We start from the raw sequence: 26,117 nt of genomic DNA, 5'->3' as shown, positions 1-26,117 counted from the left end.
GAGCTCCGACCTGAGCCACTTTAAAAGTTATAAGTAGTGAGTGGTAAGTGGAGTTAAGATAGAGTAACTTTGACTGCTCTGTAAGAGGTAAGTTTGACCTCTAATACTCAGGACTCAGCACTAACTGTTTGATCAGTTTGTAGCCAGTTGAGCAAATCAGCGATCGCACTAAAATCTAACAAAGCCTCACCCAGTGCTTCCAATTGTTCTAGAGAAAGACTCTGAATCTGTTCTCGAACCTGTTGTGGTAACTCTCCTACCCGTTTTTGTAGCTGTCGTAGGACGAGTGCTTGCTCACCTTCCTGTTTTCCTTCTTCCTTGCCTCGCTCGTAGCCAATACGCTCGCCTGTGGTAATGTAACTCATGGTACGCTCCTGCTCGAATTGTTTAAACTCCTGCCAAAATTCTGCTTCTAATCCTTTTGGTAAAATCATAACCCAATCGATAAAACGATAGAGGTTACGAATATCCCTTTCTTGCAGCCCTTGTTCATACAATCGCCGAATTAAACTAAATTTCCATGTTTTCCTTTCTCCCAGCTGTTTAGTAGTTTGCTGGGTTTTCAAATGTGCCATTACCACCATAGCAAAGGGATTATCGCTCTTTTCTAACTCTGTCCATCGATTTTGATAATCGAGCAGTTTGACGGTTCCAAATCTAAAATGCAGACCACAATCGGGATAATTATAACTGTATTGATTTGGTCTCCAAGTCGAGTCAGCATCGCACAAAATTGCTAGGCTAATGGCTGGTTTAGCAAATTTTTCAAAAATTCGCAGGTTGTAGGAAAACATCCTTTGAGCAAAATTATCTTCCGATTTTGCCTGAATTTCGACATGAATCAACAGCCAAATTTCCTCTCCTTGAATTTGCCAGACTTTGACCAATTTATCTGCATATCTTCTACCAAGTTCTGCTCCCCGAACTATTTGTTGAAATTCCTTATCAAGAAACTCGTGGGGACGTTCCCAATTAATTAGTGCTGCTGTTTGCAAAAAGAAAAATTGCATTGCTTGGGGGAAGTAAGCTTCTAGGATTTCTTTCCACGGGGAATCATTATCGGCTCTTTCTCGTTCCTTGCTCATGTGATTGGTAGATTCATGTTCTTGATAATTAAGATGTGAGCAGCCGATATTTTTCAGCAGGTTAGAAGTTCCTCGGTCAAGAAAATTATATACAAAAGTCAGCAAACAGAGATTTTGGGATCAAAACCACCTTTTGATGGTGCTATTTTACTTGAACAACTAAATACTTTATCGCTGAAAAATTTTCATCAGAACAACTGGAAATTCAGGCTGTTGTTACACTTTTGGGATAAAAATTTACAAATAGTGAGTGGTGAGCTATAGCTATCTCTTATACTCAGCACTATTGAATGTGGCGGATGACTTCGGCAACTGACCAAGCTTGAGCGATCGCACCTCTGGGTGTATGAGGTGAATCGCCATCAAAAATCTCAGAAATAGAACCAAGACAAGCGTCAAATAGGAAGTGATCTAGCAGGGGTTGCCAATCAAAAGGCAGCGATCGCTGTGGATAAAAACGTTGCCAAGCCCGAATATATGGGCCAATTAGCCAAGCCCAAACAGTACCTTGGTGATAAGCGCGATCGCGTTGCTCTTGGTTGCCCTGGTATTTCCCTTTGTATTCTGGATCTCCTGGATCGAGACTGCGAAGACCATAGGGGGTCAGCAAGCTGGCAGTTGCCAAATCTAGTATCTGACACCCTTGCTGTTCAGAAAAGCCACAATGGTGCAGCGACAGCGCCAAAACAGCATTGGGACGAATTTGAAAATTACGGCGATCGTCCGGCTCAATAGTATCGTACAGATAACCCAGCTGAGGATTCCAGAACTTTTGCAGCGAGGTTTTTACGTGTTGTGCTTGTTGAGCATAACGCTGTGCTTGCTTAGTGAGACGCACTGGCGAACCATACTCAAGCTGGCTCAATCGCTCTGCCCACTGACTCAGCCAACATAAAGCAGAATACCACAGCGCATTGATTTCCACTGGCTTACCGTAACGGGGAGTGATAGGGTGTGACCCAATTACCACATCCATCCAAGTGAGGGCTACACCACGAGCATCCCAACTAACTAGCCCATCAGTAGCATCGACCTGGATATTGAAATGTGTACCACCGACAAATGCTTTGTAGATTTGCTGTACTACAGGGAATTCCTCTGCCAAAAAATTCCAGTCTTGGGTAGCTTCTAAATAAAGTCCTAAAGTTTCAATCCACCATAAGGCTGCATCAATACTGTTATAAATTGGTTCGCCATTGAGATCAGGAAATGCGTTAGGAATCAAACCGTAGCGACAATAATGCCCAAAAGTTCGCAATACTCCTTTTGCCAGATCAAAGCGCTGTGGAACTAGTGCTAACCCCGGTAAGGCGATTAAGGTGTCGCGTCCCCAGTCATTAAACCAGTGATAACCAGCAATAACTGTGGGGCCTGCAATTGAGGCTCGATAGACAATAAACTGATCGCTTGCTTTGAGTAGTTGTTGCCAGAGTGGGGAGTGGGCATTGGGCATAAGAGGCAGAGGGGCAGGGGGCAGGGTGCAAGGGGGAGAATTAAAATTACCTCTTTCCCCTCTGCTCCCTGCTCCCTGCTCCCTGCTCCCTGCTCCCCTGCCTCCCTCTCCCCATCCAAAAATCTCTGAGAGTCGGTCTTGCTCTGCCTCCACAGCTTCTGCAAAGGTTTTATCCGTCATAACACTTAGCATCGAGTCTGGAAAACCTACTCGTGCTTCTAGAGTCACTGCATCTCCTGGTTGGAGTGTGACTATCAAGTAACCAGGACTGTAGAGGTCTTCCTTGTCGCCTAATCCCCGTTTCGTCTCCTCAGGCAATCCATAATACCAATACCAGACTGCATCTGGTTGATAATTTCCTTGTGTCCAGCGCAAGTGCCAAGGTATACCGAAGCGCCCTGAATTGATTGCTTGCAGACAGACTTGCTGTTGTCCTAGCATTTGCGAGAACTGTAATTTTGCGCTAGCAGTCTGCTGATGGTGAAAGTCACGTTCTGCGATCAACAGTCGCAGCCGTAAAATCGCTGTATGACTTCCCTCGTAGCGATAGTGGATTAAAATCCGATGGCAAAATTGGGAGTAGGGAGTGGGAGAGACGCGATTAATTGCGTCTGTACGGGAGTCGGGAGTGGGATTCTCTTCGCTACTCCCTTCCCAACCATAAGGCATCACCAATTGTCTAGTTAACTGCCAGTTATCTTGACCCCAAATCCATTTTGGAACTGGGTTAATATCAAAAGAACGTAGCAGTTCGTAGCCCGTCGGCTCAATCTGACCGTTACCCCAAAAGTTTGTCCCCAGTGCTACAACGCTCCCTAATACTTCCAAGCTAGCTTCTAGGTGCGAAAACAATAGAGTCCGCCCAGAAGGCGGGTTTGTCGCGGCAAACAGCCAACCATGATAAGTGCGCGTGCGGACATCAGAAACTGTACCACTGGCAAAACTTCCCAAGCCATTGGTAAGTACCCATTCTCTTGTGTCTAAATCAAGCATTTGCTACTCAAAATCGTTATGAGTATGATATAGTCGTAACAGATTGTAATTAAACTGTGAGAGCGTGGATGGGTGAGTTTACTTAACCCGAATTCCAACGCTACTAAACGAATAAAGGAGAATTAGGCTAATGTCCCTTACTTACGGAACCGAAGCAAGCATCCGCGTTGGTCAACAAGCTCCCGATTTCACAGCAACGGCTGTGGTAGATCAGGAATTTAAGACAATCAAACTTTCCGATTATCGCGGAAAGTATGTCGTCTTGTTTTTCTATCCACTAGACTTTACCTTTGTTTGTCCCACTGAAATCACAGCATTTAGCGATCGCTACGAAGAATTCAATAAAATTAATACGGAGATCCTTGGGGCTTCCGTTGATAGTGAATTCTCCCACCTCGCTTGGATTCAAACAGATCGTAAATCTGGTGGCGTTGGCGACCTGAATTATCCTCTAGTCTCCGACATCAAGAAAGAGATTAGCGCCGCTTACAACGTTCTTGACCCAGCAGCAGGCATTGCCTTGCGTGGTTTGTTCCTCATTGATAAAGATGGTATCATACAGCACGCCACTATCAACAATCTAGCTTTTGGTCGCAGCGTTGATGAAACCCTGCGGACATTACAAGCAATTCAGTATGTTCAGTCTCATCCCGACGAAGTTTGCCCAGCTGGTTGGCAACCTGGTGACAAGACAATGAATCCTGACCCAGTGAAGTCTAAAGTCTACTTCTCTGCCGTCTAAATTTCGCTAGCTAGCAAACTCTAATCCATCCTGTTGGAATGGAGAGCAAAATCAATGAAAACCACAGATAAACAGAGAGGCACATTAAACAGTGTTAACCTCCGTATCTATCTGTGGTTTTTTCATAAAATAGTATTTAACGCGATGTGCAACTTAATATTCTGACCCCTCTGCTGCAAGGAGCTACGGTGTATACACAAGTGCTTTCTGAACGCTATTTCCGGTTAAGTCTCATACGCTCCTGAGATACCTCACCCTGGTTTTGCTACGCAAAATCTGTCCCTCTCCTTAGTAAGGAGAGGGATTAAAGATAGGACAGGGTGAGGTTTTAGAGGATTTTGGGTAATCGATAACTTGTGTATACACCGTAGCCTGCTTTTTGAGAGGCTTTGAATTCTCCCCTTGCCTGGTAGGCTATCCATTACCCGGATCTTTCTTAACATTTGTGAGAGTATTCACTCACGTTTTTTCTAAGCCTTATTCGTTCGTTGTTAATTCTCAATAAAAACCTAATTTTAGCGAGAAGACAAAGAGCTAATTTGTCAAGTATACCTGACACCTCAGTGTTCAAGATACTTATAAAACAAGCGTTTCAAGATTGTAAAGAAAGATGTGACTAATGGATAGCCTGGTAGAGAAGGGGGCTGGGGGGTTAGGTTTGAGTAAAAGTTGCACAGCGATTACCAATAACTCTTTCACAATCCAAAATCCAAAATGGTATTATGCTGACTTCAACTGATTTTAGTGGCTTATTAAATGAGCGATTCTTCCGCAATTTTTTACCAGTTCCAGCTAGCAATAAACTCAGGTTGGGAGTGGGAACACCAGACTTTCAATTGCCAGATATTACCAACGGAACTTTAGTAAAATTGTCTGATTATAAAAGCAAGCAACCAGTGTTACTTGCCTTGACTCGGATCTTTACCGAAAAGCAATATTGTCCATTTTGTTTTCCTCACATCAAAGCTTTGAATGAGAACTACGAACAATTTAAAAATCGCGGTATAGAAGTTTTAATGATTACTAGTACCGATGAACGGCAGAGTCAAATAGTTGTGAAGGATTTAGGTTTAAAAATACCGTTGCTGAGTGATCCTAGTTGTCGAGTGTTTCGTACCTATCAAGTAGGACAAGCACTTGGAGCGCCTTTGCCAGCACAGTTTGTATTAGATAAAGAAGGAAAACTCCGCTACTGGCATTTATTTTCTTTTCTGGATCACAACGCCAGTGTTGAGACATTGTTAAAACATTTTTATTCTTGTTGACATGGATCATCAATAGGTGGATGCCAACTTGCTGTTAACCAAAGTTGACGGGAATTTAGAATAAAACCATCATCGTGGTCTTGATTATTAAAATCAAACCGACTGCAAGTTGCACGACCTATAGGAGTTGTTCCAAGAATCTTTAACGCATTTTTTGTCCAGATAAAATGCTCTGACCAATTTTGATTTCTAGGATTAAATAATGGAACTTCTGTTTGTATTTCTGGATCAATCCCAGTTGTAAAATTATACCGGCTTTGATTACAACGATGACAAGCTAAAGCCAAATTCTTGAGGTCATCTGATCCTCCTAAAGATTGGTGAATAATATGATCAATGGTAAAGGGTGTAGCATTTGAGCGTTCTGGTGAGTGACAATATTCACACAAATATTTTGCCCTTTTGCGGACGTTTAAACGAATAAAATTGTTGATAACCACAATTAAGAAGCGAGTTTAGCGTTGATAAAACTAAAAATTTTTTCTAATTCCAATAAACCAGTTAACTCTGCTTGTTCATCTGGATTGAGTAGATTTTCTTTATTTTTTTCTAAGAGTTCCTCTAAACGAATCTGTAATTCTTCAGTAAAAGAAAAAGGACGAAATTGATCAGAAAGATTAAGTTTTATTCCATTTGGTAGCCAAGATGAAGGCTATTTCATTAATTCTTTCATGGGTATCTCCTTAATCGAGCATTTTGGTTATCAGGTTGACTGGGGTTAGATGGTAAAATATTCGACAATTTACTGAGGAAGGTTTAGTAGTTAAAGTTTGGTGTTAATATTATAATTTTTATTATTTTCTCTCATGCTGACCCTTTATCACCAGCCTTTTTCTCCCAACTCGCGCCGCGTTTGGATTACTCTCCTGGAAAAAGGACTTGAGTTTGAATTGGTAGAAATAAAAATTGATGGAGAGCAGTTTAAACCAGAGTTTTTGGCGATTAACCCCTTCCATCACATTCCAGTTTTGGTAGATGACGGCTTGAATGTAGTTGAATCTTTAGCAATTCTGGACTATTTAGAGGCAAAATACCCCACGCCTGTGATGTTGCCTAAAGATGCCAAAGATTTAGCGATCGCACGCATGGTACAACTGGTAACTGTAAATGAACTTTTGCCAGCAACCACCACCTTTCTACCTCAGTTTCTCGGACTGCCTGGAGGAGATCCAGAAAAAATCGAGAAGGCACAGCAAAAAATTGCCACAGTGCTGAAGTTTTTTGAAAGTTTACTTGACGATCGCCCTTACTTTGTTAGTCACAACCTGACTCTCGCCGAAGTTGTGGCTGGAACTGTAGTAAATGTATTGCCAAGTGTAGGCATTTCCTTAAGTGACTATCCAAAATTAAATGCTTGGTGCGATCGGTTAGTAGCACGTCCATCATGGCAAGCTACCGAGGCTACACCGGAGGCAATGGAAGAGTTCAAGTCCATTGTGGTAGCGAGAATGGCGCAGTAAATTCATACCTAATTAATTTAGAGACGCGAAGTTTCGCGTCTCTACAATCCAAAATATTTACAGCCTGACTTGCTGCAAATGACTGCGGGGATTATAAGTGCGTATAGCCCGGATTTTTTCATAATATTCCCGCTCTTGTTGGCTGAGGTCTTTTGGTGGTGCGATCGCCACCTTCACCAACTGATCGCCGCGTCCACCCTTGGCGAGAGGCCAACCTTTACCACGTAAACGCAGGGATTGACCAGAACGTACTCCCGCAGGCAGCTTAACATTAACTGAACCATCGGGTGTGGGTACATCAATAGACGCTCCCAAAGTAGCTTCATCTGGTGTGATTGCCACTTCGCAAACCAGATTATCGCCTTCCATTTGGAAGAACGAGTGCGGCTGAAGTTCGACTTTTAAGTATAAATCCCCTCGTTGTTGAGTCATGGGGTTGATTTGACCTTTACCCCGCACGCGCAGGCGAGTACCAGTTCTAGCCCCAGATGGGATGCGGACATCTATTGTTTCGTTACCTAAACTGAAGCGCTTTTCCACACCGTTAAATGCTTCAGCAAAAGTTAGAGCGATCGCAGCTTCACTATCTTGGGTAGTAGCCGCACCTGCATCTTGAAACCCAAAATCGTTAAAGCCATTAAAACCACTTGGCGCACCTGTAGGAGTGCGGTAAGAGTAACTTTGCGAGTAACTTTGTCGCCCACCACCAGGGGTAGCACCACCAAAGCGTCCTAACAACTCATTGATGAACTCATCAAAATTACCGTATTGGCTGAAGTCAAAGTTACCCATATCAGCACCAACGCCGCCGGATGGGAAACCTTCACCAGCTTGTTTCCAATATTGACCAAATTGGTCGTATTTTTTGCGTTTATCTGCATCTGAGATAACTTCGTAAGCTTCGCTAACTTCTTTGAAGCGTGCCTCTGCCTGTTTGTTGTTTGGATTAACATCAGGGTGATATTTGCGGGCTAGTTTCCGAAAGGCTTGTTTAATTTCCTCTGGAGTGGCAGTCTTACTAACTCCCAAAATAGCGTAATAGTCTTTGAAGTCGGTTGCAGCCATCTACCAGCCTCCTATAGAAATTCCCGTTATGTTTTTTTAAGATCAGAGATTTGTGGTTTGCCAGGTATAGTGCCAAGCAAAAAGAATCTGATTTTAAACTAACAAACAATATAGAAAATCAAGTGTGGTTCTTGCTCACCGAGCGATCGCAATTTCCGTACTCCGATTTTTCTGATCAGCGAATCAGGCTGTCTAGCCCTTCTTCCAGGCTTGGGGGGGCATCCCGGAGTTGACGGTGCATCCGCAAAATAATTTCTTCTGGAACCCGGCGCGATCGCCTTTTATTGCGTGCCAAACACAGCCAAACTGGCGTATCCACCCAAATTCCCCTAATGTGGGTAAAGCCCAAGTCACGGGCTAAAGCAATGACTTCACGACGATGGCGGCGCTGGGCATTGGTGGCATCGAAAATTGCTGTATTACCTGTGGCGATCGCTTGCTGAAACTGCCGCTCAATTTCACGCCAAATCAGCAGCCACGGACCCTGAATGGCTTGGGAACCGAACAGTTGCCCCCTGATGGTATCCGTAGAAATCAGCGACATCTGGGGACATTCTGCCAGTAATTGTTTTGCCAAAGTTGACTTACCGCTACCTGGAAGGCCAATCAACAAGATGAGTGCTGAGTGCTGAGTGCTGAGTGCTGAGTAAGAAGTCAAGAGTGAGGAGTGATTAGATGTTGTACTCATAACTTATAACTCCTAATTCCTAACTCCTGTAGAGACGCGATTAATCGCGTCTCTACTCCTAACTCCTAACTCATAACTCCTAACTATTAAATGATGGTTCCATCAGGAATTACAGCATTTTTCAGCACGACAACGATGCCACTGCGGATGTAGAAACCTTGACCTTCGCGGTCAGCTTCTTGCACATTATCTTTATTGATAATTTTGACATCGTGACCGATACTGGCGTTTTTATCGATGATGGCACGGCGAATCAGCGAGTCAGTACCAATACCTACGGGTATGTCACCTTTTTCTACGTTAGATTGGCGTTCTACAGAAGCTTGATAAAAATCTGCACCCATGAGCAAAGACTCTTCGATGACGCAGCCAGATTCAATCCGCGATCGCACTCCTAAAACTGAATGTTGAATGCGGCAATTTTTCAAAATACAACCTTCGCCAATAATTGATTCGGTGATGTGGCAATCTAAAAGTTTAGTCGGAGGTAAGTAACGAGGGCGGGTATAAATTGGCGCTTCTTCATCGTAGAAACTAAAGGGTGGCTGGGGTTGCTGAGTTAGCGCTAAGTTGGCTTGATAAAATGCTTCAATTGTTCCAATATCTTCCCAATAGTCATCAAACAGATAAGCTTGAACGTTGTAATCCTTAGAAGCATCAGGAATAATTTCTTTACCAAAATCCGTCCGTTCTAAAGATTCTTTCAACAACTTGATCAAAACATCTCTTTTAAAGACATAAATCCCCATTGAGGCGATGTAAGGCTGTAATTCGGCCTGTTCTTTCGTCAATCCCAGGATACTGGTATCAACGCGCATTTTGGTTAAGGCTTCACCTTTGGGTTTTTCGCTAAAATCAATTACCCTACCAGAATCGTCAATTTTCATCAAGCCAAAATCCGAGGCGCGGCGCTCGTCTATGGGGATAACTGAGAGAGTAATGTCAGCATTTGTTTCTCTATGGCGCTGGATAAAATGGCGATAATCCATGCGGTAGAGGTGATCACCGGAGAGGATCAAATATTCGTCTACATTCCATTCTTCCAACAGCCACAGGTACTGACGCACAGCATCGGCTGTACCTTGGAACCAGTTAGGGTTTTCTAGGGTTTGCTGTGCGGCTAGCACTTCCACAAAGCCTTCGGTGAAGCCACTAAAGTTGTAGGTACGGGCGATATGGCGATTCAGGGAAGCTGAGTTGAATTGTGTCAGGACATAAATTTTGAATATTTCGGAATTTATACAGTTACTGACAGGGATATCGATTAGGCGGTACTTCCCCGCTACTGGTACTGCTGGTTTAGCGCGTAGTTTCGTTAGGGGGTAAAGCCGAGTACCCGCGCCACCACCAAGAATCATTGATAATACTTTTTTCACAAAATTTCTCCTGACTGCCTTTCAACTCTCACTCTCAGTTTAGGACTGTATGTGGCAGCTGGTAAGGGTGATTATATGATTCTTAGGGATAAATTTTACAGAATGCTGCTGGTGATGAAAAGCACGGCTAATGACTAAAAAATTAGAACATTTGTATTAATGGAGATAAAGAATGGGAAGCGATCGCTGCGCCAACACCTTCGGTGAACGCTACACCCCACAAATGAACAGAGAATTGTTTAGGTAGCATCAGATCAAACACTGAAGCTACCTAAACTTTTCCTCTGATTAACCAAACCTAATTGCTGCGATCGCTTCAAATACTTCACCCAAGGTTGCTCTGACAACTGGGAAATCGCATTTGCTGACAGTGTTGCCGTGAAAATATCTTTGCCACTGGTAACACCACTGACGCCTAAACTTTCTAAAACAGCAGTTGCAGCAGAGTCTAAAATTTGTTCAGTATGGATGAAAACCGCTAAACTCTGTTCCTCTGGGTCTTGAGTATCATTGAGCGCTGTCGCCAGGGCAGCATCTAGCTTTTGATAATTCATGAGCAGTAACTTGGTAAAAAGGGTAGGCAATTTTCACTCACACTATATATAACTTATCAAATTTATAGGTTGTTATTGCCCACCCTTGTATAGATTTAATACACTAATTTCTACGTCCAATTACAGATTAACTGCTGTTATCTTTGGCTTCTGGGGTTTATTCTGTACCTAAATGCCCAGTATGCTTGTAAGAGTAGGCAGATAAGTTTTGAATACTTCAGCTAGTTTACTAGCATCCGTAACAGCAGATGCTATACCTTTAAGGGCATTGAGAGCCATTGAGCAGAGTTTGTTTACTCGTTCTCCTGATGGTTTTTTCCCTTCCTCTGCTATAGTTTCTACAGCTTCTAACGCCTCTTTTTTTTGATTTTCAGAAAGGGCTGGCTCATCATTGATAGATTTTTGCAAAGTGGTCAAAATCTTTGCTAGCTGGTCGCTAGTATCAGTACTAATATCCCTAAGTTGCTGAATCGAATTACTAACTTGACTGTTTGCATCTGCCAGTGTCAAGTTAGAGTTTGTGACATCGCCGCCTACGGTAATTTTATTACCCCTAGACATATCGACATTTTCACCTGCGCTGATGCTTTGATTTTTACTTTCCATAATATCACCTGCTTGATTCATCATATATACGCGATTTCCTTCGCCCTTGATAATAACTTCTCGTTTTGTCTCGGCAATTCCAGTAATTAATCCTTGAATAAATTTTTGCTGCGAATCATAGAAAGTTTGTAATCTTTGTATTTCCCCTTCTTTAGCTTGAAGCACAAGTTCGTACTTAGCCTCAATTGTGTTAACTGCTTGATGATAATGATTAGTTATTTCTTCGTGAATTGCACTTTTGTTAGTCTCTAGAGAAACACCTACTTTAGCAACAACTACGCCATCACCTTTATTTTCAATACTGTGAACAGATAAGCCTAATCCCTCATTATTAATAGCGGTTTGAGTCAGAGAAAATGCAAAAGCCCTCCAGTTCAGCCCATTTTGAAAAATTAAGTCAATAGTATCCCTGACATCTGTAATCCATTTTTCAAATTCGCCTGGTTGGAATTCTCCACTATCTGGTTTTGGTTCTAAAAAGTTTCCATGCAAGCTACACCTTAAATAAACACGTTTACAATCAACGTTTTTAAAGCGAGTGTTCTTGTTGATATTCCAGTCTTGGATACAGGCATCTGTAAGAAATGCTCCAGAAAAATCTGCATCTAATACTTGAGCTTTAACTAAAATTGCTTCTATCAAATCTGCACCTTGTAAATTCGCTCCTTGTAAATTTACTTCAGTAAAATCTTCACCACGACCCTTATTAGTAATTAACAGTTTTCTAACTCTGGGGTCTTCTAATATAGTGCCTTGTAATCGAGCCAATTCTAAACCAGTAACATCTTTAAAGCTAGTGCGGGTGAGATTTGCTTTCCTAAAATCTGTATGGCTCAAATCTATATTATCCAAGCAAATATCAGTTAAATCTGCTCCATAAAAAGATATACCACCTGTTGCCGCCCAGAATACTGCTTTTTCCCTAATCCAGGCAAACTTGAGTGAGCCTCTAATAGCTTTTTGTGCAATGATTGCGCCTGCAATAATGATTGCGAGCGCTGTGATAAAATTTATTATGCCTTCAGTGGGTGTTGATACAGGTGGGCGATTCATTGCAAGCATAGTAAAAATTGCAAGCATTAACCCAGACATTATAAAGATTAAGTATTGACCAAACTTTTTCCATAGTGAGTACATGAAAACTATAGAGATAGCTATAGTAATTTCTCCAAGCCATGCTACAAGTATACAGATACCAACAAGAAAAGTTAAACCTCCTAAGTTTTCTACAATTCCGCTAAAAAAAAACCGCTAACTACGCCAATAAAAACTAGTATCAAAACATTTACAAGTGACGCTACTTCTAATGCCCGAACTACAGGTATAAATAAACATGATGCAAATATTAAAATTAGTAATAATCGCCAAAATTCAATGGTAATTCTTTGATTAACTAGTAGTATATATATTGCTATTTGACCAGCAGCCATAGGTAGGATAGTGAGCATAGATGCTACGAAAATTCCGCAAATTACTAGTAACAACTTCCGTACATATCCCGAACCTTCTCTTAATTGTTGAATTTTCAGTTGAATATCATGGCTATCTTTTACGTCAGAATTTTTCATACTCCATTCTTTTAGTAATATATTAGCTTTCATTGACGATGAGGACATCCTGGAAAGCCGGGTGGAAGCCAATCGCAAATTTTCTTATCAATGATTCGTCTGCTACCTAATGTCATTACTAGTCCGCTTGGTAGTTCGTCTGTTTCTCCAACCAAACCAGGAAGAGCCAACGGTTGGGTAGTCATTAAATCTAAAAATTCATGAGGAAGCTCTGTGAGCATACTTAATGCATCTATGGTTAAACCTCTTTCTTGGACTAACTCTTGAAAGCGTAATTTAGTAGTTGGTAGTTCTGCTTCCTCCAGCAAATTTTCAACATTGCAATTTAGAGCTTCAGTGATTTTAGTCAAATGTTGATATTGGGATTCCATATCTTCTAGTTTTCGTTTACACATAGACTGTGTACTATAGAATGCCAAAAAAGCTAAGTCTAAATCAGAAAGCTTACTTAATTCTTCCAGGGTTAAACCTTTTTGTTCAGCAATTTCAAGAATCTTAAGCTTGAAAGCTTCTCGCTTGGCTACAGGCTTGACTAACTCCAATACAGGTACATTCAATTGGGCTGCTATTTTTCTAAGATTAGCTGCTTTTTCCTCTGTTAAAGTTTCAAGACTTGAATATGCCCGAATATCTTGTGTAGAAATGTCTGATAGCTTGCTAAGTTCCTCTAAAGATAGACCCTTAGCTTCTGCAATTTCTTGAATGCGAAGATTAATCATTGTTAGACTATTTACCTGGTTATAAAATTTTTGCCCTAATATTTACTATTCAGTGACTAGTAAAAAATCCGAAAAAATTTAATAATTATTTTATACTAGAGAAACAAATATTAACTTTAGAGACGCGATATATCGCGTCTCTCAGTATAATTACAGATTTAAGGCGTTAATCACTCCATAACCCCATTTGTGATCAAATGTGCCTGCGGGTTTTCCGGGAATAGCACTATTTTTACGTAGCAAATCTTTCACAGCAGCCGGATCAAGTTGAGGATCACGCTGCAACAGCAGTGCCACTAACCCACTAACCAACGGTGTCGCCATACTCGTACCAGCCTGAACCACAAATTTGGAATTAATCATCGATGAGCGGTCAAAATTTGCATCGGCGGAAAGCGTGGAAACAATCATTGCTCCTGGTGCTGCTACATCTGGCTTCTGTGCATCATTCCGTAGAGGTCCTTCGCTACTGAATTCCGAAATAGTATCCAATTCCAAGCCCATTTCTCGCACTTGGTCATCAATATCTATGTACGTAGCTTTAGTAGTATAGGCGGCAACTGTAACTGCACTGCTGGCGGCTCCCGGCGAACCAATTTTTACTGCATCCTTCACACTTTTACCTGTGAAAAAGACTGAGGAACTGTCATCTAGTGTCCACACATTTAAACGTGTGTCAGTTGAAGAAGCATTGCGGACTCGCAACTGCCAAACTCCTCCCATGACTGGCGAGGGGTCAATACCACGTATTTGCACAAAGAAATTATGGTCGCTATTGGCTTTATCTGGCCCTGGTGTCGCTAATTGCACCCGTGCATCTGGTAACTGGTAATCTTGTGCGGCATTACCAGAAGTAATTATTTTTTGGAAGGGGGTGACAAAACCGTTAGGACTCCGCAGCGACACTTGCAATTCGCTGTCTTTGGAATACCAACCGTTTAACCAAACTATGCCTACTTGATTCAAAGGAACATTAAAGCGCATACCACGAGTGCGTCCACTGGGTATCGTCGCTTGTCCATGAATGTTATCGTTTCCTTCGTTACCCGCAGCACAGCAAACAATTCTTCCAGGGCCAGTTTCGGCGTTAATCACCTTTGATAGGGAGTCGCTACCATCATGGGCATCAGCGTGTCCACCTAAGCTAAGATTCACCACTGCTGGGCGTCCCAACTCTCTAGCAACTCGGAAAATGTAACGGACGCCATCAGCAATGTGGGCATCCTGTAAATCTGACCTGACGACAACTAATTCCGCTTCTGGTGCGACACCGCCATAGGTAGCATCGGCACCGGCGGCAATTCCAGCAACGTGAGTACCATGACCCCCAGTATCCTGAGAAATTGTCAGTTGCGCTCCGGTAAATTCAGCCCCATAGCCGCCCTCTGTCACTCCTGGTCCTGGCAGTGTTTGATCCCAAATGTGTAAAATTCGTCCAGCAAAGGCGGGGTGTTTCGGATCAATGCCACTGTCTATAATGCCAATGATTACTCCTTTACCAGTCAGTCCGGTTTGGTTCTTGAACTCCGGCAGTTTGACTTTTTCCAGTGCAGTGTCCATCCTCAAATGAAGTTTGCGTGATGGCTTAATCCTCTGAATAACATCCTCTTCAGATAAGACATCTAAACTATCTAAGGGTAAGAAAGCCGTCCGCACACTCCCAGAGTTTTGATTAACTTCAATATTATATTGTGATAAATAACTCAAGTCTGTATCATGGTCGCAGTAGATAAAAACGACGCTTTTAGTAGGCTTGACTGGGCTTTTGTGGGCAATAATACCAAGGGATTTTTTGTGTTGAACTAAAGCTTTATCTCCTTCATTTTGATAATCTTGAAATGCCAAAAGTAGTCCAGGAGAAAGTTTTTCGTGCCTCATTTTTACCTCAAATTAAATTTATTATTTGATGCGACTATAATCTATTTTTTCTTAGATAACATCAAATAAGCTTAGGAGGCGGGAAGTTATTCTTAAGAATCAGAATTAAATAACATACAAGTTATGTACCTGGCTTACTCACCCTCAATCTCTCTCCTTATAAAGGAGAGGGATCGTGAGACAGGATGAAGTTTTGTATTTTATTTAATCCCCGTTCCTTAAGACAATTGCTAACTCCTAATCGCCTTGATCCGATCCATGCCAGCCAATGGAGATTTTGTAACGATTTGAATGCTTTTAATACAACTTATACAACCCACACAAAATTCAAACGTGATGATCAAGAAAATATTTACATAGCAATCGACCCACCCCCAGACTTGGTGAGGTGGAACATTCCAGGTCTGCAATAGACAAGCTGAGGCTTTATGCTGCGATGGCAGTCCCCGAATTCTGGCATTATAACGGTAGTGTGTTGCGAGTTTACACACTTACAGGTGGGCAATATTCAGAAGTCCAAACCAGCCCTACTTTTGTGCCTGTGTCGGTGAAAGAGATTCCCCGCCTTATATCCCACCACTGATTCTCAGTACAGAATGAGCGTGGAGGACGTGGGCGTAAAAGTTAATTTTAAGTTGACACGCATGACCAATGCTGTGCCCCTACCATAGATCTAGCTTAAATACATGAAAACTTGTGGCAGGACGAGATATTTACTTATGACTCAGCAACAACTCTTCAACATCGGTAATTAATCCCAACAAATACTAACGATCTCCCACCTCCCCACTCGTCTGTTTCCCTTGCAATCGCGGTATTTAATAGGTATTTTTTCCTAGTTTTGGGGTGTTTTTTCGGGAAACAATTACCCTAATATTACAAAACATCCTGAAATCTATATAAATTAATGGTTTCATCTATCCACATTAGGCTACAACACCTTAGAATGATTCATTGAAAAGTCGAGCCGATGGGATGTACAGCGATTTTGAGTAAAAATACTCCCAAAGGATGATTTTTGTATTTCCGCGAACCGAGATTTCAGTACAGATGTGTCAAGGTGCATCCGTAAAGAATCTCAAGTAAACCTTCAGGAGTTTGATATGAACAAGGGTGAATTAGTTGATGCCGTAGCTGAAAAGGCTGGTGTTACCAAGAAACAAGCGGATCAAGTCTTAACTGCCGCTTTGGAAACGATTATTGAAGCGGTTTCCTCTGGTGATAAGGTAACGTTGGTGGGATTTGGCTCATTTGAATCACGGGAACGTAAAGCCCGCGAAGGTCGCAACCCGAAAACAAATGAAAAGATGGAAATTCCAGCGACGAGGGTTCCTGCGTTCTCGGCAGGAAAACTGTTTAGAGAAAAGGTAGCACCCCCAAAAGCATAGGTTCTGTCTTCGGGAACCCTTTTTTAATGCGGCAACCTGCACACGGGGGGAATTTAGCCTGGGCAGCAGCACTGGCTGGCTGTCCCCCTGATGCTATTCTGGATTTTTCTGCTAGCATCAGCCCGTTGGGGCCTCCAAACAGCGCGATCGCTGCTATAATGTCCCAAATTGGTAATCTTAAGCACTATCCAGACCCAAATTATAGTGAACTGAGACTAGCTCTCAGTCACTTCCATCAATTGCCGCCTGAGTGGATTCTGCCGGGTAACGGCTCCGCAGAATTACTCACTTTAATCGGTAGGGAATTAGCTCAATTAGCCGCGACAATTTTAATAACTCCAGCCTTTGGCGACTACTACCGAACCTTGGCAGCGTACAACGCTAAAGTGCTGGAGTGTCCTTTGTCATTAGTCGTTGGTCATTGGTCATTGGTCATTGACAAAGGACAAAGGACAAAGGACAAAGGACTGCTTCTGAATAATCCCCACAACCCAACCGGAAAGCTATTTTCGCGGGACTCTATTTTGCCCTATCTGGAGCAATTTGCTTTGGTTGTGGTGGATGAAGCATTTATGGATTTTGTGCCGCCCAATGAGGAACAAAGCCTGATTCCGGTGGTACAGGAATATCCGAATTTAGTAGTATTGCGATCGCTGACCAAATTTTACAGTCTCCCAGGACTGCGATTAGGATATGCGATCGCACACCCCGACTGCCTAGCTAAATGGCAGCTATGGCGTGACCCCTGGCCCGTAAACACGTTAGCGGCGGCGGCGGCGATTGCGGCACTCCAAGATACGGAGTTTCAGCAGCAAACCTGGGCATGGCTACCACCTGCACGAAACCAACTCTTTCAGGGTTTAGCTAAAATCCCAGGATTGCAACCCCAAGCAAGTGCTGCTAACTTTTTACTGGTTGAGTCCCAAGAGTCTACTTCGCAGTTACAGCAACAATTACTCAAGCATCACCAGATTTTAATCCGCGATTGCCTTAGCTTTAAAGAACTAGGCGATCGCTTTTTCCGGGTTGCTGTACGTGAAGAGTCCGATAACCAACGCTTACTAATAGCGCTAAAAAAAAGTTAGGAGTTATAAGTTAGGAGTTATAAGTTGAAGAAGGGTTTTAATTCTTAACAGACGCGATTAATCGCGTCTCTCCTAACTCCTAACTCCTAATTCCTGTACAGACGCGATTAATCGCGTCTCTCCTAACTCCTAACTCCTAACTTTAAATTCGCGTGACCGTTGACTACGATATTGTAATTATTGGCGGCAGTCTTGCTGGATACTACGCTGCCCTTGCTGCAACTCAACTACGTGCTACAGTTGCCCTGGTGGAACCGAAAGTAGACTACGGATTTACTCATCACCATGCTCTTACCGAAATTGGTAAACTGGCGCAAAAGTTGAATGATGCCCCTAGTTTTGGTATTCATGCCACACACACTCATACCTCAGAAGAATGCCATATATCTATGGCATGGCAAGAAGCGATGCTGTATGCTCAATGCGTCGCCTCAAATCTCAAAGAACAGCATTCTCCCGCCATCCTAGCCGCGCGGGGAGTCGATGTTATCGTTGGTAGTGGTGAATTTCAATCTTCACCCCAACTGGCTTTTGCCGTTAATAATCGTCTACTACGCGCCCGTACCTATTTGCTGGCCACTGGTTCGCGTCCAGAAATTCCAGAAATTGAAGGATTGCAAGCCACTAGCTATCTAACCCTATCCAATATTTGGCAATCCTTAAAGGGAACGGCATTACCCAAAAATTGGGTCATTCTCGGCGGAATTCCCCAAAGCATTGAAATCGCTCAAACTTTAGCGCGGTTTGGTTGCAGTGTGACGCTGGTAGTCAAGCATCCCTATATTCTCCCATATCTAGACCCGGAGATCGCCATGCTGCTTCAGGGGCAGTTGGAAATCGAAGGTGTGCGCGTCCTCACCAAAAAATCAGTAACTCAGGTGAGGCTAATTGAGGATAAAAAGTGGATTCAAGCAGGAGACAAGGCAATTGAAACTGATGAAATTTTAGTGGCGACTGGACATCAGCCGAATCTTGAATCTCTAAATTTGGCAACAGTAGGTGTGAAATGGCATCGGCGTAGCTTAGTGGTGAATGATAAACTGCAAACCACTAACCACCGCATTTTCGCTTGTGGTGATGTAATTGGTGGTTACGACTTTGCCAATATTGCTAATTATGAAGCAAAAATTGCGCTGAACAATGCACTCTTTTTCCCCAGATTACGAGTCAATTATTGCTCCATTCCTTGGGCAATGTTTTCTGTGCCGATGCTGGCGCAAGTGGGTTTAACAGAGGCGCAGGCAAAACGTCAATTTGGTCGAGATCAAGTCTTAATTTTGCGACAGTATTTTAAAACTGTGGCAGCAGCCCAACTTCGGGACGAAACCACTGGTATGTGTAAATTAATTGTGCTACGCAATGGGGAAATTTTGGGAGCTTCGATATTGGGGTCAGAAAGTGGAGAGTTGATTAATTTGATTGCTTTAACAATCTCACAAAAAATTAAAGTCAAAGATTTAGCAAATCTATCTCCCGTCTATCCTAGTTTCTCAGAAATTATAGAACAAACTGCAAGAGAGTGGAGTAAGCAAAAGTTAAATAGCAATATTGCTTTGCAAGAGTTTTTAGAAGGCTTCTTCCATTTCCGCCGCAACTGGAATTTGTGAGTGGGGAGTATGTCTTAGTTGACAAATAAATAGACAAATAATATATACAATCATTCTTAAAAAAGCTATTGACAATCCGGCGCTAAATCTGACAGTTAAACAGCTTTAGAACTTACCCAAGAAGAATTCAGAATACATCCGCCTGAATCCAGAATGGATTCTGTGCTACTGGATGAAGAATCGAGGTTTAGAGCAAGGGATTTTAATCGTGGAGAATAAAAAATTGCTTACCTTATCGAAACCCCTGACTTCAGCCGTGGGGTATTCTGAATTCTGTCTTCAGCAGGACTTCTCAATTATTTATCTGGAAAAGTCTGTACCTTGCCATCAGGACTGAGAACAACTCGAATTCTGACATTTTGTCCGCGTGTATTGCCAGAAACAAAAGGTTTACCAACTTCAGGTATCCCAGCGCTATCAACGAATTCTCTTGCTGCCTTATTAAGGGGAAAAATTCGTTCAATTGTGCCGTCAACACCGACTGTCAAACTGTACTCTAATGTTTGTGCTAGTCCAGTAGGTGGTTGCCAACGCTTTGTTAGGTATTTTCTAGCTTCTGCTATTTGAGGTGTGTCAAATAATGTCCCTGTAGCTACTTCTGTGGATGTGGGGGTTTTGCCTCCATCTCCTAATTGATCGATAAACGGATTATTATCCGCAGTTCTAGAGGTGGGAAGTTGTGAAGCAGGTTTCTCTCCAGCAGAAGTTGGCTGTAGGGAATTGATTTTTTCCTCTAGCTGCTGTTGTGAGTTTAGTGAGGATGGTTGGGTAGGGGTATTGCCACCATTATTATCAGGTATAGTGCCAAGAGATGGGGGGACTGCTGAGATATTAGTTGGTAAGCTGTCCGTGGTAGAAGATAGTCTGGGTGGCAAATTCCGCCGTTGAGGAAGGGGATCAGCTTGGGGACTTGACCCTGTAAGGTTCTGTCCCAGATTTGGTAATATGGCTATTTCCTGGCCTGGGATTTTGCTAGATGGTGCGTTAGCTAAGCTCGCCGTTCGCGTAGCGTCTCGTAGAGAAGGCATCGCTCGATTGCTGGAAAGGTTTGCAGTCGTTCTCTGAGGTATTGTCAATGCATTTAGAGGGGGCGGTGTAGAGAAACTAGAACTAGGGGCTGTTAGAGGTGCTAGGGGCAAACTGGATGTAGGAAGTGGAGGCGTGGAACCTAGTAAGTTATCTGATGGAGTGCTGAGTCCGGGTTCAGGCGTGGGAAAGTTTAGTGAAGTTGAAGGTTCTAAAGCAGTCTTTATCGCTGCTGGATCTGCTGTTTTGGCTGTCTGCTGTTGCTTTTCTCTAATGTTGTTAGCATATTGCCAAGTAACTGGTAACAAACCTACACCTAATACTAATACTGCGGCAACAGGCGCCCAAGTAGGGAACCTTAGACTCGAACTCGTGTTGTTGAGAGTAGGGAGTGCCATGACATCAGTCGAGTATTCATCTAAAGCACTTGCCAAATCAAATAGTTGCAGCAGACTGAGTTTAATTACGGGGCCAGATGAGTGGTTGGCGAGAGAACCGAGAAATAAATTGTGAGTTAAATAGCTGTTTGGTTCTAAGTGGATATTTGCCCCGGAAATCTGGGTACTAAAGGAATTTAATGTTTTTATTGAGGACTTTAATTCCGGCTCATCCAGCGCTGTGCTTGAGTCCTGGGTACCGGAGAAACTGACCCAAAAGCTTTCTGGAGACTGTTGGAGGAATTCTTGTACGTAGCTTGTTACGGCATCACATAAGGCTTCGAGTTGATCGCGATCGCCCCGAATTGGAACTCTGTTTTCTTCTGGTAGTCGGGGATCATCAAAACGTAGCTCAAAGCTTAGGTGTTTGAGGACAGTTTTCCCCATCCAACGGGACAGAGGTGAGCTTTGCGCGAATACTTCTAGCGTGCAAGTCGGGGGTGTGTAGCAACGAATGACAGAATTTGATAGAGGCATGGCAGGAACTGCGAGGAAGACTATTTGGGATTTTGCAAAAAAAGAAAAGTTTAAACGGCGGATTCCTCCACTCAGAATTTTGTCAGGTTCCTTCCGTTATCCAAACTGATGTGCAAGTAGGAAGCAGTGCTGATACTGTATTGCCCAACAGCTAAGGACTATCAAAAGGGAATCCTTGTCTAGCAAACAAATTACAAGCGAATTTTGGTTGAGGAATTTCAAATCTAAAATTTAAAATTTTGTTGAACGGTCTATAAGTGCTAGCCAGAGACGGCGATGCCCACCAGGAGCACTGTAAAAAAGTAAATCTACAAGCAGTTTTAGTGCCAGGTTCGTTAGTAAATCCGTTGAGATTTGCTCGTCCTCTTCCATCCGCTCTTGGTAGGTGTTGCAAAAAGCATCAATATAATCTCCAAGTAAAGCAGCCTGGTGAGGTTCCCGGTTATTTTCTGCCATTTGTTCCAACAGTCCGACAGCACGGCGAATTAATTCCTGGTGCTGTTTGGCTAGGTAGCAAGTGATCAGAACAAGCGATCGCGCTTCTTCGATATCTAGCTTTTTTCGCCCTCCTTGACCTTTGCGTAGGGGATTTGATTGGCGCAGTCGCCATAAAGCTACGCGGTCGGGCACTCTTGACTCTAAATTCAGATCAGTTGCCGCCGAAAGCATAGCCTCTGAACCAATCCCAGTTAAGGTTTCTAGTGCCAACAGCACCAAGTCTAATTGGGTTTTGATATTATCCCATTGAACTGTGTTTGGGGCTGGAAGCTTGATTAAATCCTCCCACTGGGAATTTGGAGTGGCTGAGTTGGTGGCCGAGTGCATAACTTTTAGCATAGGTGATCAAGCTGATAGAGGATGTTGCTGTTACCCATTTTGAAACCAGACTCTCAAGCGTCAAGCTTGGTTTCCCATAGCTATGAGCCAGAGGCTTCAGCTAGATTTTTTCTATGTGGTAAACAGCAGGTATCTTTGTCCTACTCTAAATGAAATTTTATTTTCGACAAAGTAGAAAATTATCAATTCTATTTAAGGTTTACCCGACTTTCGCTGCTAGCTCCGTACAATAGTATAAATAAACTATTGTTTTGAATGCTAACCGCTAATTATCGCTAACTAATTAATTATGTAGAATACCTTCTAATTTGTCTGCGGTTTTAAATTTGGAAATTTGTTGATGTTTATTACTTAGTCTTACTTTATACACAATTACTATACAAATCTTTTGCCTGTTTGCTAAAGGCGCTTCTTGCTGCTGGACATCATCCCACCCCATTTTCGTTTGTGTGCAGCCTGTTATTTCAGGACGGGCTGGGCAACATCAGGACGATTAATGCCTCATAGCTATTAGATAAAAAATAAGTGGCGTGGTTTGCTAACTTGAAAACCATGCTGGGTGCATCTCCTAGTGTTTAGTTTGGCAAAAGATAAATAGCAAAATATCACTACTTTTATACTATTAGCCACAAACTTTTTGAGTAGCCAGTTCTGACAATTTTAACTAAATCGGGTTACTATTTTGCTGTCTTATCCACGCCCGAAATACTTTCATTGTCGCATTTCTGCCATTGGTTTTACTCAGCATCAAATATTCGGGAATCACTTGGTAAATTGGGAGATTTGGGAAAATATAACTGATATTTGATTCTACATATTTACCATCTAAAAGCACGTTTATTTCCAAGTTATTTCCATTCCATCGCCACAGTTCTGGTACTCTCAAAGCTTGATAATTATTGAAACGAGTGCGGGAGGTAATATCAATTTCCAGAGCCAAATCTGGAGGCGGGTCTGTTTCTAAATTGATTCTATCTTTGCCCCTAATTTTAGCTTCATTTTGGATATAGAAACAATCATCGGGTTCTACCCCAGCATCCATACTTTCTTTATCAAAAGTCGTAGAACCCAAACTCCAAAATTCCAGATCGAGTTCTTCTAATAAAACTTTTACCAAGTCCCCAATAATAACTTTAGCTACTTCATGCTCTGGTAATGGAGCCATTATTTCCAGCACCCCTTGACTGTAACCTATTCGAGAACTGCGATCGCCTCCCAATTCTGCCAAGATACGTTTGTATACCGACCAGGAGATATCTTTAATCAACAACTGATGACCGGCTCTAACAATTAGTTGATTGAGTTCAAGTAACATAGAAAATAACTTTATTTGATATGAGCAACGGTAACACCACTACCCCCATCTGCTTGTTCTGCTGGTTCGTAGTTGTTAACTCTGGGATGGTGTTGCAAAAAGGCGTGAACTCCTTGCCGCAGTTTACCAGTGCCGTACCCGTGAATAATCCAAAGTGGGCTTGTAGCTTCCGAAATGGCTTTATCTAAAATGTATTCGGCATCAGCTACCCGTTTACCACGCAAATCGATGGTATTTTGGGAAGTCCGAATTTCTGGAACACTTTGCGGTGGTGGGGTTACTGCTGCTGGGGCTGGTTTGGGTTTAACGACTGGTTCGGGTTTTTGACCATCTAGAGATTCTATGTCTTCTAACTTCACCGTCATCTTCATTAGCCCAAAGCGAACGCTTAACTCCCCATCTTCATTAGGGGCGGCGATCACTTCTGCTACCTGTCCCAATTTGGGAACCCGGAGCCGATCGCCTATTTTGGGCATAAACCCAGCTTTTGGTTTTGCTGGTGTTGCTGGCTGATATTGTTGGCCAATTTGATTCAAAGCATTGGTGGCTTGCTGGGCTTCTTGGGCTGTGGGGGCACCTTTCTGCAAACGGCGAATCACTTGGGCAATTTCACCTTTTGCTTGAGCGATCGCTTGTTGGACTGCTATTTCCTGTGAAGCCCGCAAACTGCTTTCCCTCTCCTCCAAACTTGCGGCTTTTGCGGATACTTCTTTGTATAAACGTTCCGCTTGCTGCAACAAACTTTGGGCTTCCGCAGCTTTGGTTTCCTGGCGGCGGCGTTGCGCTTCTAAGCCAGCAATCACCTGGTTAACTTCATCTGTGGCCTCTCCCACTTGAGTTTTTGCCTCTTCTACCACTTCTGGTTTTAATCCTAAGCGTAGGGCAATAGTTAAGGCATTAGAACGTCCAGGGATGCCCCACAGCAGACGGTAAGTAGGCGAGAGAGTACTTTCGTCAAATTCTACAGAGGCATTTTCAAACCGCTCATTTTCGTATTTCAGCGCTTTAAGTTCACCGAAGTGAGTGGTGGCGATCGTTAGCTGGGCATGGTTGGCTAGATATTGCAACAAGGCGATCGCTAAGGCGCTACCTTCAACTGGATCAGTGCCGGCACCGACTTCATCGAGTAAAACTAGGGAATTGGGAATTGGGCATGGGGCATTGGACACTTCCTCATCTCCCTTATCTCCCTCATCGCTAATGGCCTCCAAAATCCGACTAATGCGGCGAATGTGTCCAGAGAATGTGGATAAACTTTGCTGTAAGGATTGTTCATCGCCAATATCTGCCAGCACTTGATCAAACCAAGGTATTTCTACTGGTTCACGGGCGGCGACAAATAAACCCACTTTCGCCATCAATGCTGCTAACCCCAAGGTTTTTAAGGTTACAGTTTTACCGCCAGTATTTGGCCCGGTAATCGTCACTACCCGAATTTGCGGACTAATTAGCAAATCTACAGGAACTACTGGTTGTCCTTGTTCATGCTGTTGCTGCCACACTAACAGAGGATGTCGTAAGTTCCGCAAGGTAATGATTTCATTGTCTTCACGCTGGATAAATCGCGGCGGATTCGCTCCTAGCCAGTAACTATATCGTGATCTAGCGGTTGCCAGATCCAAAGTGGTAGCGATCGCTAACAACCTCTCCAAATCTGGTTTGACTGCGGCTACAAGTTCGGTCAAAACGCGGCGAACCGCTTCTTCTTCGGCTTGCTCTCTTCTGATGATCTGCCGCAGTTGGTTGCCCAGAGGCACTACTGAATTCGGTTCTACGTACAGCGTCGCACCGCTAGTAGAGGTATCGTGGACAATACCGGGGATGGCATCTTTTTGGGGTGCTTTCACGGGGATCACAAAGCGATCGCTCCGTTGCGTAATCAGCTGTTCCTGAACTGCGCCAGATTTTGCCTGTAATATATTTTGCAGCTTTTGAGTAATCTGAGTACGTAATCGCCGCAAGTCTGTGCGAATTTCTCCCAGTTTTTGACTCGCGCGGTCAGTTACCTGGGCCCGTTCATCAATACATCGGTGAATTTCCTGCTCTAGTTCTGGATAAGTCCGCAAATCGGCAACCAACTCAGTCAGTATGGGCAAATCTTCCTGATTGTCAATGAGACGGCGCAAATTTCTGACACCAGCGAGGGTGGTAGCGATCGCTAATAGTTCATCCCCTGTCAAAATTCCGCCGCGTTCTGCCCGTTCTAGGGAATCGCCAATATCTTGAATTCCCTCAAATGAGAGTCCCGTGGTTAGGCGAGTTTCCAGTTGGTAGACTTCTTTGGTTTGCTCTAGTAACTGTTCGCTTTCGGTCTGAGAATCGGGTATTTTCAGATGACGCGCAGCTGTCGCCCCCAGCTTAGTTGCCGCAAAGGTGGCAAGGTGCTGACAGAGGCGATGCCATTCTAATAGTTCTAAGGTTTCAGATTGGATCAAGGTTTCAACATCAAATCTGAAGTTATAGTAACAATTCTAGCCGTTCTGTGACACTTAT

At 43.1% G+C, this 26,117-nt stretch carries 23 protein-coding genes; 8 read left to right on the top strand and 15 right to left on the bottom strand.

Annotation, left to right across the window (positions count from 1 at the left end):
- Window positions 1–107: 107 nt before the first annotated feature.
- Both V7K36_RS03245 and V7K36_RS03240 read right to left on the bottom strand, forming a co-directional pair.
- Complete coding sequence (locus V7K36_RS03245; RefSeq protein WP_335113245.1) at window positions 108–1,085, bottom strand: DUF4351 domain-containing protein; 978 nt, start codon at window positions 1,083–1,085, stop codon at window positions 108–110.
- A gap of 283 nt (window positions 1,086–1,368) precedes the next feature.
- A complete protein-coding gene (locus tag V7K36_RS03240) occupies window positions 1,369–3,531 on the bottom strand; it encodes an amylo-alpha-1,6-glucosidase (protein WP_335113149.1) in 2,163 nt (720 codons plus the stop codon).
- A 130-nt stretch (window positions 3,532–3,661) separates the two neighbouring features.
- Between V7K36_RS03240 and V7K36_RS03235 the strand changes: the two genes are divergently transcribed.
- Both V7K36_RS03235 and V7K36_RS03230 read left to right on the top strand, forming a co-directional pair.
- Window positions 3,662–4,273, top strand: a complete 612-nt coding sequence (locus V7K36_RS03235; RefSeq protein ID WP_334832267.1) for a peroxiredoxin — start codon at window positions 3,662–3,664, stop codon at window positions 4,271–4,273.
- A gap of 722 nt (window positions 4,274–4,995) precedes the next feature.
- A complete protein-coding gene (locus tag V7K36_RS03230; RefSeq protein WP_335113147.1) occupies window positions 4,996–5,538 on the top strand; it encodes a peroxiredoxin family protein in 543 nt (180 codons plus the stop codon).
- On the opposite strand, the gene V7K36_RS03225 is transcribed toward V7K36_RS03230, so the two are convergent.
- Entirely contained in the window at window positions 5,526–5,978 is a 453-nt protein-coding gene (locus V7K36_RS03225) for an HNH endonuclease (protein WP_335113145.1), read from the bottom strand. The genes V7K36_RS03230 and V7K36_RS03225 overlap by 13 nt on opposite strands.
- A gap of 366 nt (window positions 5,979–6,344) precedes the next feature.
- Here V7K36_RS03225 and V7K36_RS03220 point away from each other — a divergent pair, with 366 nt between their 5' ends.
- Window positions 6,345–6,998, top strand: coding sequence for a glutathione S-transferase family protein (locus V7K36_RS03220; protein ID WP_335113143.1), 654 nt, complete (start codon window positions 6,345–6,347; stop codon window positions 6,996–6,998).
- Window positions 6,999–7,055: 57 nt separating this feature from the next.
- Here the strand turns inward: V7K36_RS03220 and V7K36_RS03215 are convergent, their stop codons facing one another.
- From V7K36_RS03215 to V7K36_RS03180, 8 genes are all read right to left on the bottom strand, one after another.
- Window positions 7,056–8,063: a DnaJ C-terminal domain-containing protein gene (locus V7K36_RS03215; protein ID WP_335113142.1), complete on the bottom strand. Its 1,008-nt coding sequence runs from the start codon at window positions 8,061–8,063 to the stop codon at window positions 7,056–7,058.
- A 175-nt stretch (window positions 8,064–8,238) separates the two neighbouring features.
- Entirely contained in the window at window positions 8,239–8,751 is a 513-nt protein-coding gene (locus V7K36_RS03210) for an AAA family ATPase (protein WP_335113140.1), read from the bottom strand.
- Window positions 8,752–8,837: 86 nt separating this feature from the next.
- Window positions 8,838–10,127 (bottom strand): glucose-1-phosphate adenylyltransferase, encoded by a 1,290-nt coding sequence (locus tag V7K36_RS03205; RefSeq protein ID WP_335113138.1) that lies wholly within the window; start codon window positions 10,125–10,127, stop codon window positions 8,838–8,840.
- A gap of 254 nt (window positions 10,128–10,381) precedes the next feature.
- Window positions 10,382–10,681, bottom strand: a complete 300-nt coding sequence (locus V7K36_RS03200; RefSeq protein WP_335113136.1) for a hypothetical protein — start codon at window positions 10,679–10,681, stop codon at window positions 10,382–10,384.
- A 168-nt stretch (window positions 10,682–10,849) separates the two neighbouring features.
- The gene (locus tag V7K36_RS03195; protein WP_335113134.1) at window positions 10,850–12,349 is read right to left on the bottom strand and encodes a pentapeptide repeat-containing protein; all 1,500 of its coding nucleotides are present in this window, start codon (window positions 12,347–12,349) and stop codon (window positions 10,850–10,852) included.
- Between the two features lie 164 nt (window positions 12,350–12,513).
- The gene (locus tag V7K36_RS03190; protein ID WP_335113132.1) at window positions 12,514–12,888 is read right to left on the bottom strand and encodes a hypothetical protein; all 375 of its coding nucleotides are present in this window, start codon (window positions 12,886–12,888) and stop codon (window positions 12,514–12,516) included.
- Window positions 12,885–13,574: a helix-turn-helix domain-containing protein gene (locus V7K36_RS03185; protein WP_335113130.1), complete on the bottom strand. Its 690-nt coding sequence runs from the start codon at window positions 13,572–13,574 to the stop codon at window positions 12,885–12,887. The genes V7K36_RS03190 and V7K36_RS03185 overlap by 4 nt, the downstream gene beginning before the upstream one ends.
- A 150-nt stretch (window positions 13,575–13,724) precedes the next feature.
- A complete protein-coding gene (locus V7K36_RS03180) occupies window positions 13,725–15,452 on the bottom strand; it encodes a S8 family serine peptidase (RefSeq protein WP_335113128.1) in 1,728 nt (575 codons plus the stop codon).
- 185 nt (window positions 15,453–15,637) lie between these two features.
- Between V7K36_RS03180 and V7K36_RS33970 the strand changes: the two genes are divergently transcribed.
- The 5 genes from V7K36_RS33970 (at window position 15,638) to V7K36_RS03160 (ending at window position 19,532) form a co-directional block, all read left to right on the top strand.
- Window positions 15,638–15,865: a hypothetical protein gene (locus V7K36_RS33970; protein WP_442948429.1), complete on the top strand. Its 228-nt coding sequence runs from the start codon at window positions 15,638–15,640 to the stop codon at window positions 15,863–15,865.
- 23 nt (window positions 15,866–15,888) lie between these two features.
- Window positions 15,889–16,035 carry a hypothetical protein gene (locus tag V7K36_RS33965; RefSeq protein ID WP_442948428.1) on the top strand — a complete coding sequence of 49 codons (147 nt, stop codon included), beginning with the start codon at window positions 15,889–15,891 and terminating at the stop codon, window positions 16,033–16,035.
- Between the two features lie 520 nt (window positions 16,036–16,555).
- Complete coding sequence (locus V7K36_RS03170) at window positions 16,556–16,840, top strand: HU family DNA-binding protein (RefSeq protein WP_292753636.1); 285 nt, start codon at window positions 16,556–16,558, stop codon at window positions 16,838–16,840.
- Window positions 16,841–16,866: 26 nt separating this feature from the next.
- Window positions 16,867–17,925, top strand: a complete 1,059-nt coding sequence (gene cobD, locus V7K36_RS03165) for a threonine-phosphate decarboxylase CobD (protein ID WP_335113126.1) — start codon at window positions 16,867–16,869, stop codon at window positions 17,923–17,925.
- Between the two features lie 152 nt (window positions 17,926–18,077).
- Window positions 18,078–19,532, top strand: a complete 1,455-nt coding sequence (locus tag V7K36_RS03160) for a dihydrolipoyl dehydrogenase family protein (RefSeq protein ID WP_335113124.1) — start codon at window positions 18,078–18,080, stop codon at window positions 19,530–19,532.
- Window positions 19,533–19,828: 296 nt separating this feature from the next.
- Here V7K36_RS03160 and V7K36_RS03155 read toward each other — a convergent pair whose 3' ends face one another.
- From V7K36_RS03155 to V7K36_RS03140, 4 genes are all read right to left on the bottom strand, one after another.
- Window positions 19,829–21,472: a DUF4335 domain-containing protein gene (locus V7K36_RS03155; RefSeq protein ID WP_335113122.1), complete on the bottom strand. Its 1,644-nt coding sequence runs from the start codon at window positions 21,470–21,472 to the stop codon at window positions 19,829–19,831.
- A gap of 231 nt (window positions 21,473–21,703) precedes the next feature.
- Window positions 21,704–22,309: a DUF3038 domain-containing protein gene (locus tag V7K36_RS03150; RefSeq protein WP_335096626.1), complete on the bottom strand. Its 606-nt coding sequence runs from the start codon at window positions 22,307–22,309 to the stop codon at window positions 21,704–21,706.
- A 664-nt stretch (window positions 22,310–22,973) separates the two neighbouring features.
- Window positions 22,974–23,624: a Uma2 family endonuclease gene (locus V7K36_RS03145; RefSeq protein ID WP_335113120.1), complete on the bottom strand. Its 651-nt coding sequence runs from the start codon at window positions 23,622–23,624 to the stop codon at window positions 22,974–22,976.
- An 11-nt stretch (window positions 23,625–23,635) separates the two neighbouring features.
- The gene (locus V7K36_RS03140; protein ID WP_335113118.1) at window positions 23,636–26,059 is read right to left on the bottom strand and encodes an endonuclease MutS2; all 2,424 of its coding nucleotides are present in this window, start codon (window positions 26,057–26,059) and stop codon (window positions 23,636–23,638) included.
- Window positions 26,060–26,117 lie beyond the last annotated feature (58 nt).

It is taken from the genome of Nostoc sp. (assembly GCF_036919555.1).
In the GTDB taxonomy this organism is placed as follows: domain Bacteria; phylum Cyanobacteriota; class Cyanobacteriia; order Cyanobacteriales; family Nostocaceae; genus Nostoc.
This window is presented reverse-complemented; position numbering and strand designations above follow the sequence as displayed.

Coding starts and splice junctions, on each gene's coding strand:
- V7K36_RS03195 (WP_335113134.1), bottom strand. CDS start 12,349: ATGCTTGCAATGAATCGCCCACCTGTATCAACACCCACTGAAGGCATA.
- V7K36_RS03190 (WP_335113132.1), bottom strand. CDS start 12,888: ATGAAAGCTAATATATTACTAAAAGAATGGAGTATGAAAAATTCTGAC.
- V7K36_RS03215 (WP_335113142.1), bottom strand. CDS start 8,063: ATGGCTGCAACCGACTTCAAAGACTATTACGCTATTTTGGGAGTTAGT.
- V7K36_RS03245 (WP_335113245.1), bottom strand. CDS start 1,085: ATGAGCAAGGAACGAGAAAGAGCCGATAATGATTCCCCGTGGAAAGAA.
- V7K36_RS03210 (WP_335113140.1), bottom strand. CDS start 8,751: ATGAGTACAACATCTAATCACTCCTCACTCTTGACTTCTTACTCAGCA.
- V7K36_RS03170 (WP_292753636.1), top strand. CDS start 16,556: ATGAACAAGGGTGAATTAGTTGATGCCGTAGCTGAAAAGGCTGGTGTT.
- V7K36_RS03200 (WP_335113136.1), bottom strand. CDS start 10,681: ATGAATTATCAAAAGCTAGATGCTGCCCTGGCGACAGCGCTCAATGAT.
- V7K36_RS03180 (WP_335113128.1), bottom strand. CDS start 15,452: ATGAGGCACGAAAAACTTTCTCCTGGACTACTTTTGGCATTTCAAGAT.
- V7K36_RS03235 (WP_334832267.1), top strand. CDS start 3,662: ATGTCCCTTACTTACGGAACCGAAGCAAGCATCCGCGTTGGTCAACAA.
- V7K36_RS03240 (WP_335113149.1), bottom strand. CDS start 3,531: ATGCTTGATTTAGACACAAGAGAATGGGTACTTACCAATGGCTTGGGA.
- V7K36_RS33970 (WP_442948429.1), top strand. CDS start 15,638: ATGAAGTTTTGTATTTTATTTAATCCCCGTTCCTTAAGACAATTGCTA.
- cobD (WP_335113126.1), top strand. CDS start 16,867: ATGCGGCAACCTGCACACGGGGGGAATTTAGCCTGGGCAGCAGCACTG.
- V7K36_RS33965 (WP_442948428.1), top strand. CDS start 15,889: ATGGCAGTCCCCGAATTCTGGCATTATAACGGTAGTGTGTTGCGAGTT.
- V7K36_RS03230 (WP_335113147.1), top strand. CDS start 4,996: ATGCTGACTTCAACTGATTTTAGTGGCTTATTAAATGAGCGATTCTTC.
- V7K36_RS03155 (WP_335113122.1), bottom strand. CDS start 21,472: ATGCCTCTATCAAATTCTGTCATTCGTTGCTACACACCCCCGACTTGC.
- V7K36_RS03220 (WP_335113143.1), top strand. CDS start 6,345: ATGCTGACCCTTTATCACCAGCCTTTTTCTCCCAACTCGCGCCGCGTT.
- V7K36_RS03185 (WP_335113130.1), bottom strand. CDS start 13,574: ATGATTAATCTTCGCATTCAAGAAATTGCAGAAGCTAAGGGTCTATCT.
- V7K36_RS03145 (WP_335113120.1), bottom strand. CDS start 23,624: ATGTTACTTGAACTCAATCAACTAATTGTTAGAGCCGGTCATCAGTTG.
- V7K36_RS03150 (WP_335096626.1), bottom strand. CDS start 22,309: ATGCTAAAAGTTATGCACTCGGCCACCAACTCAGCCACTCCAAATTCC.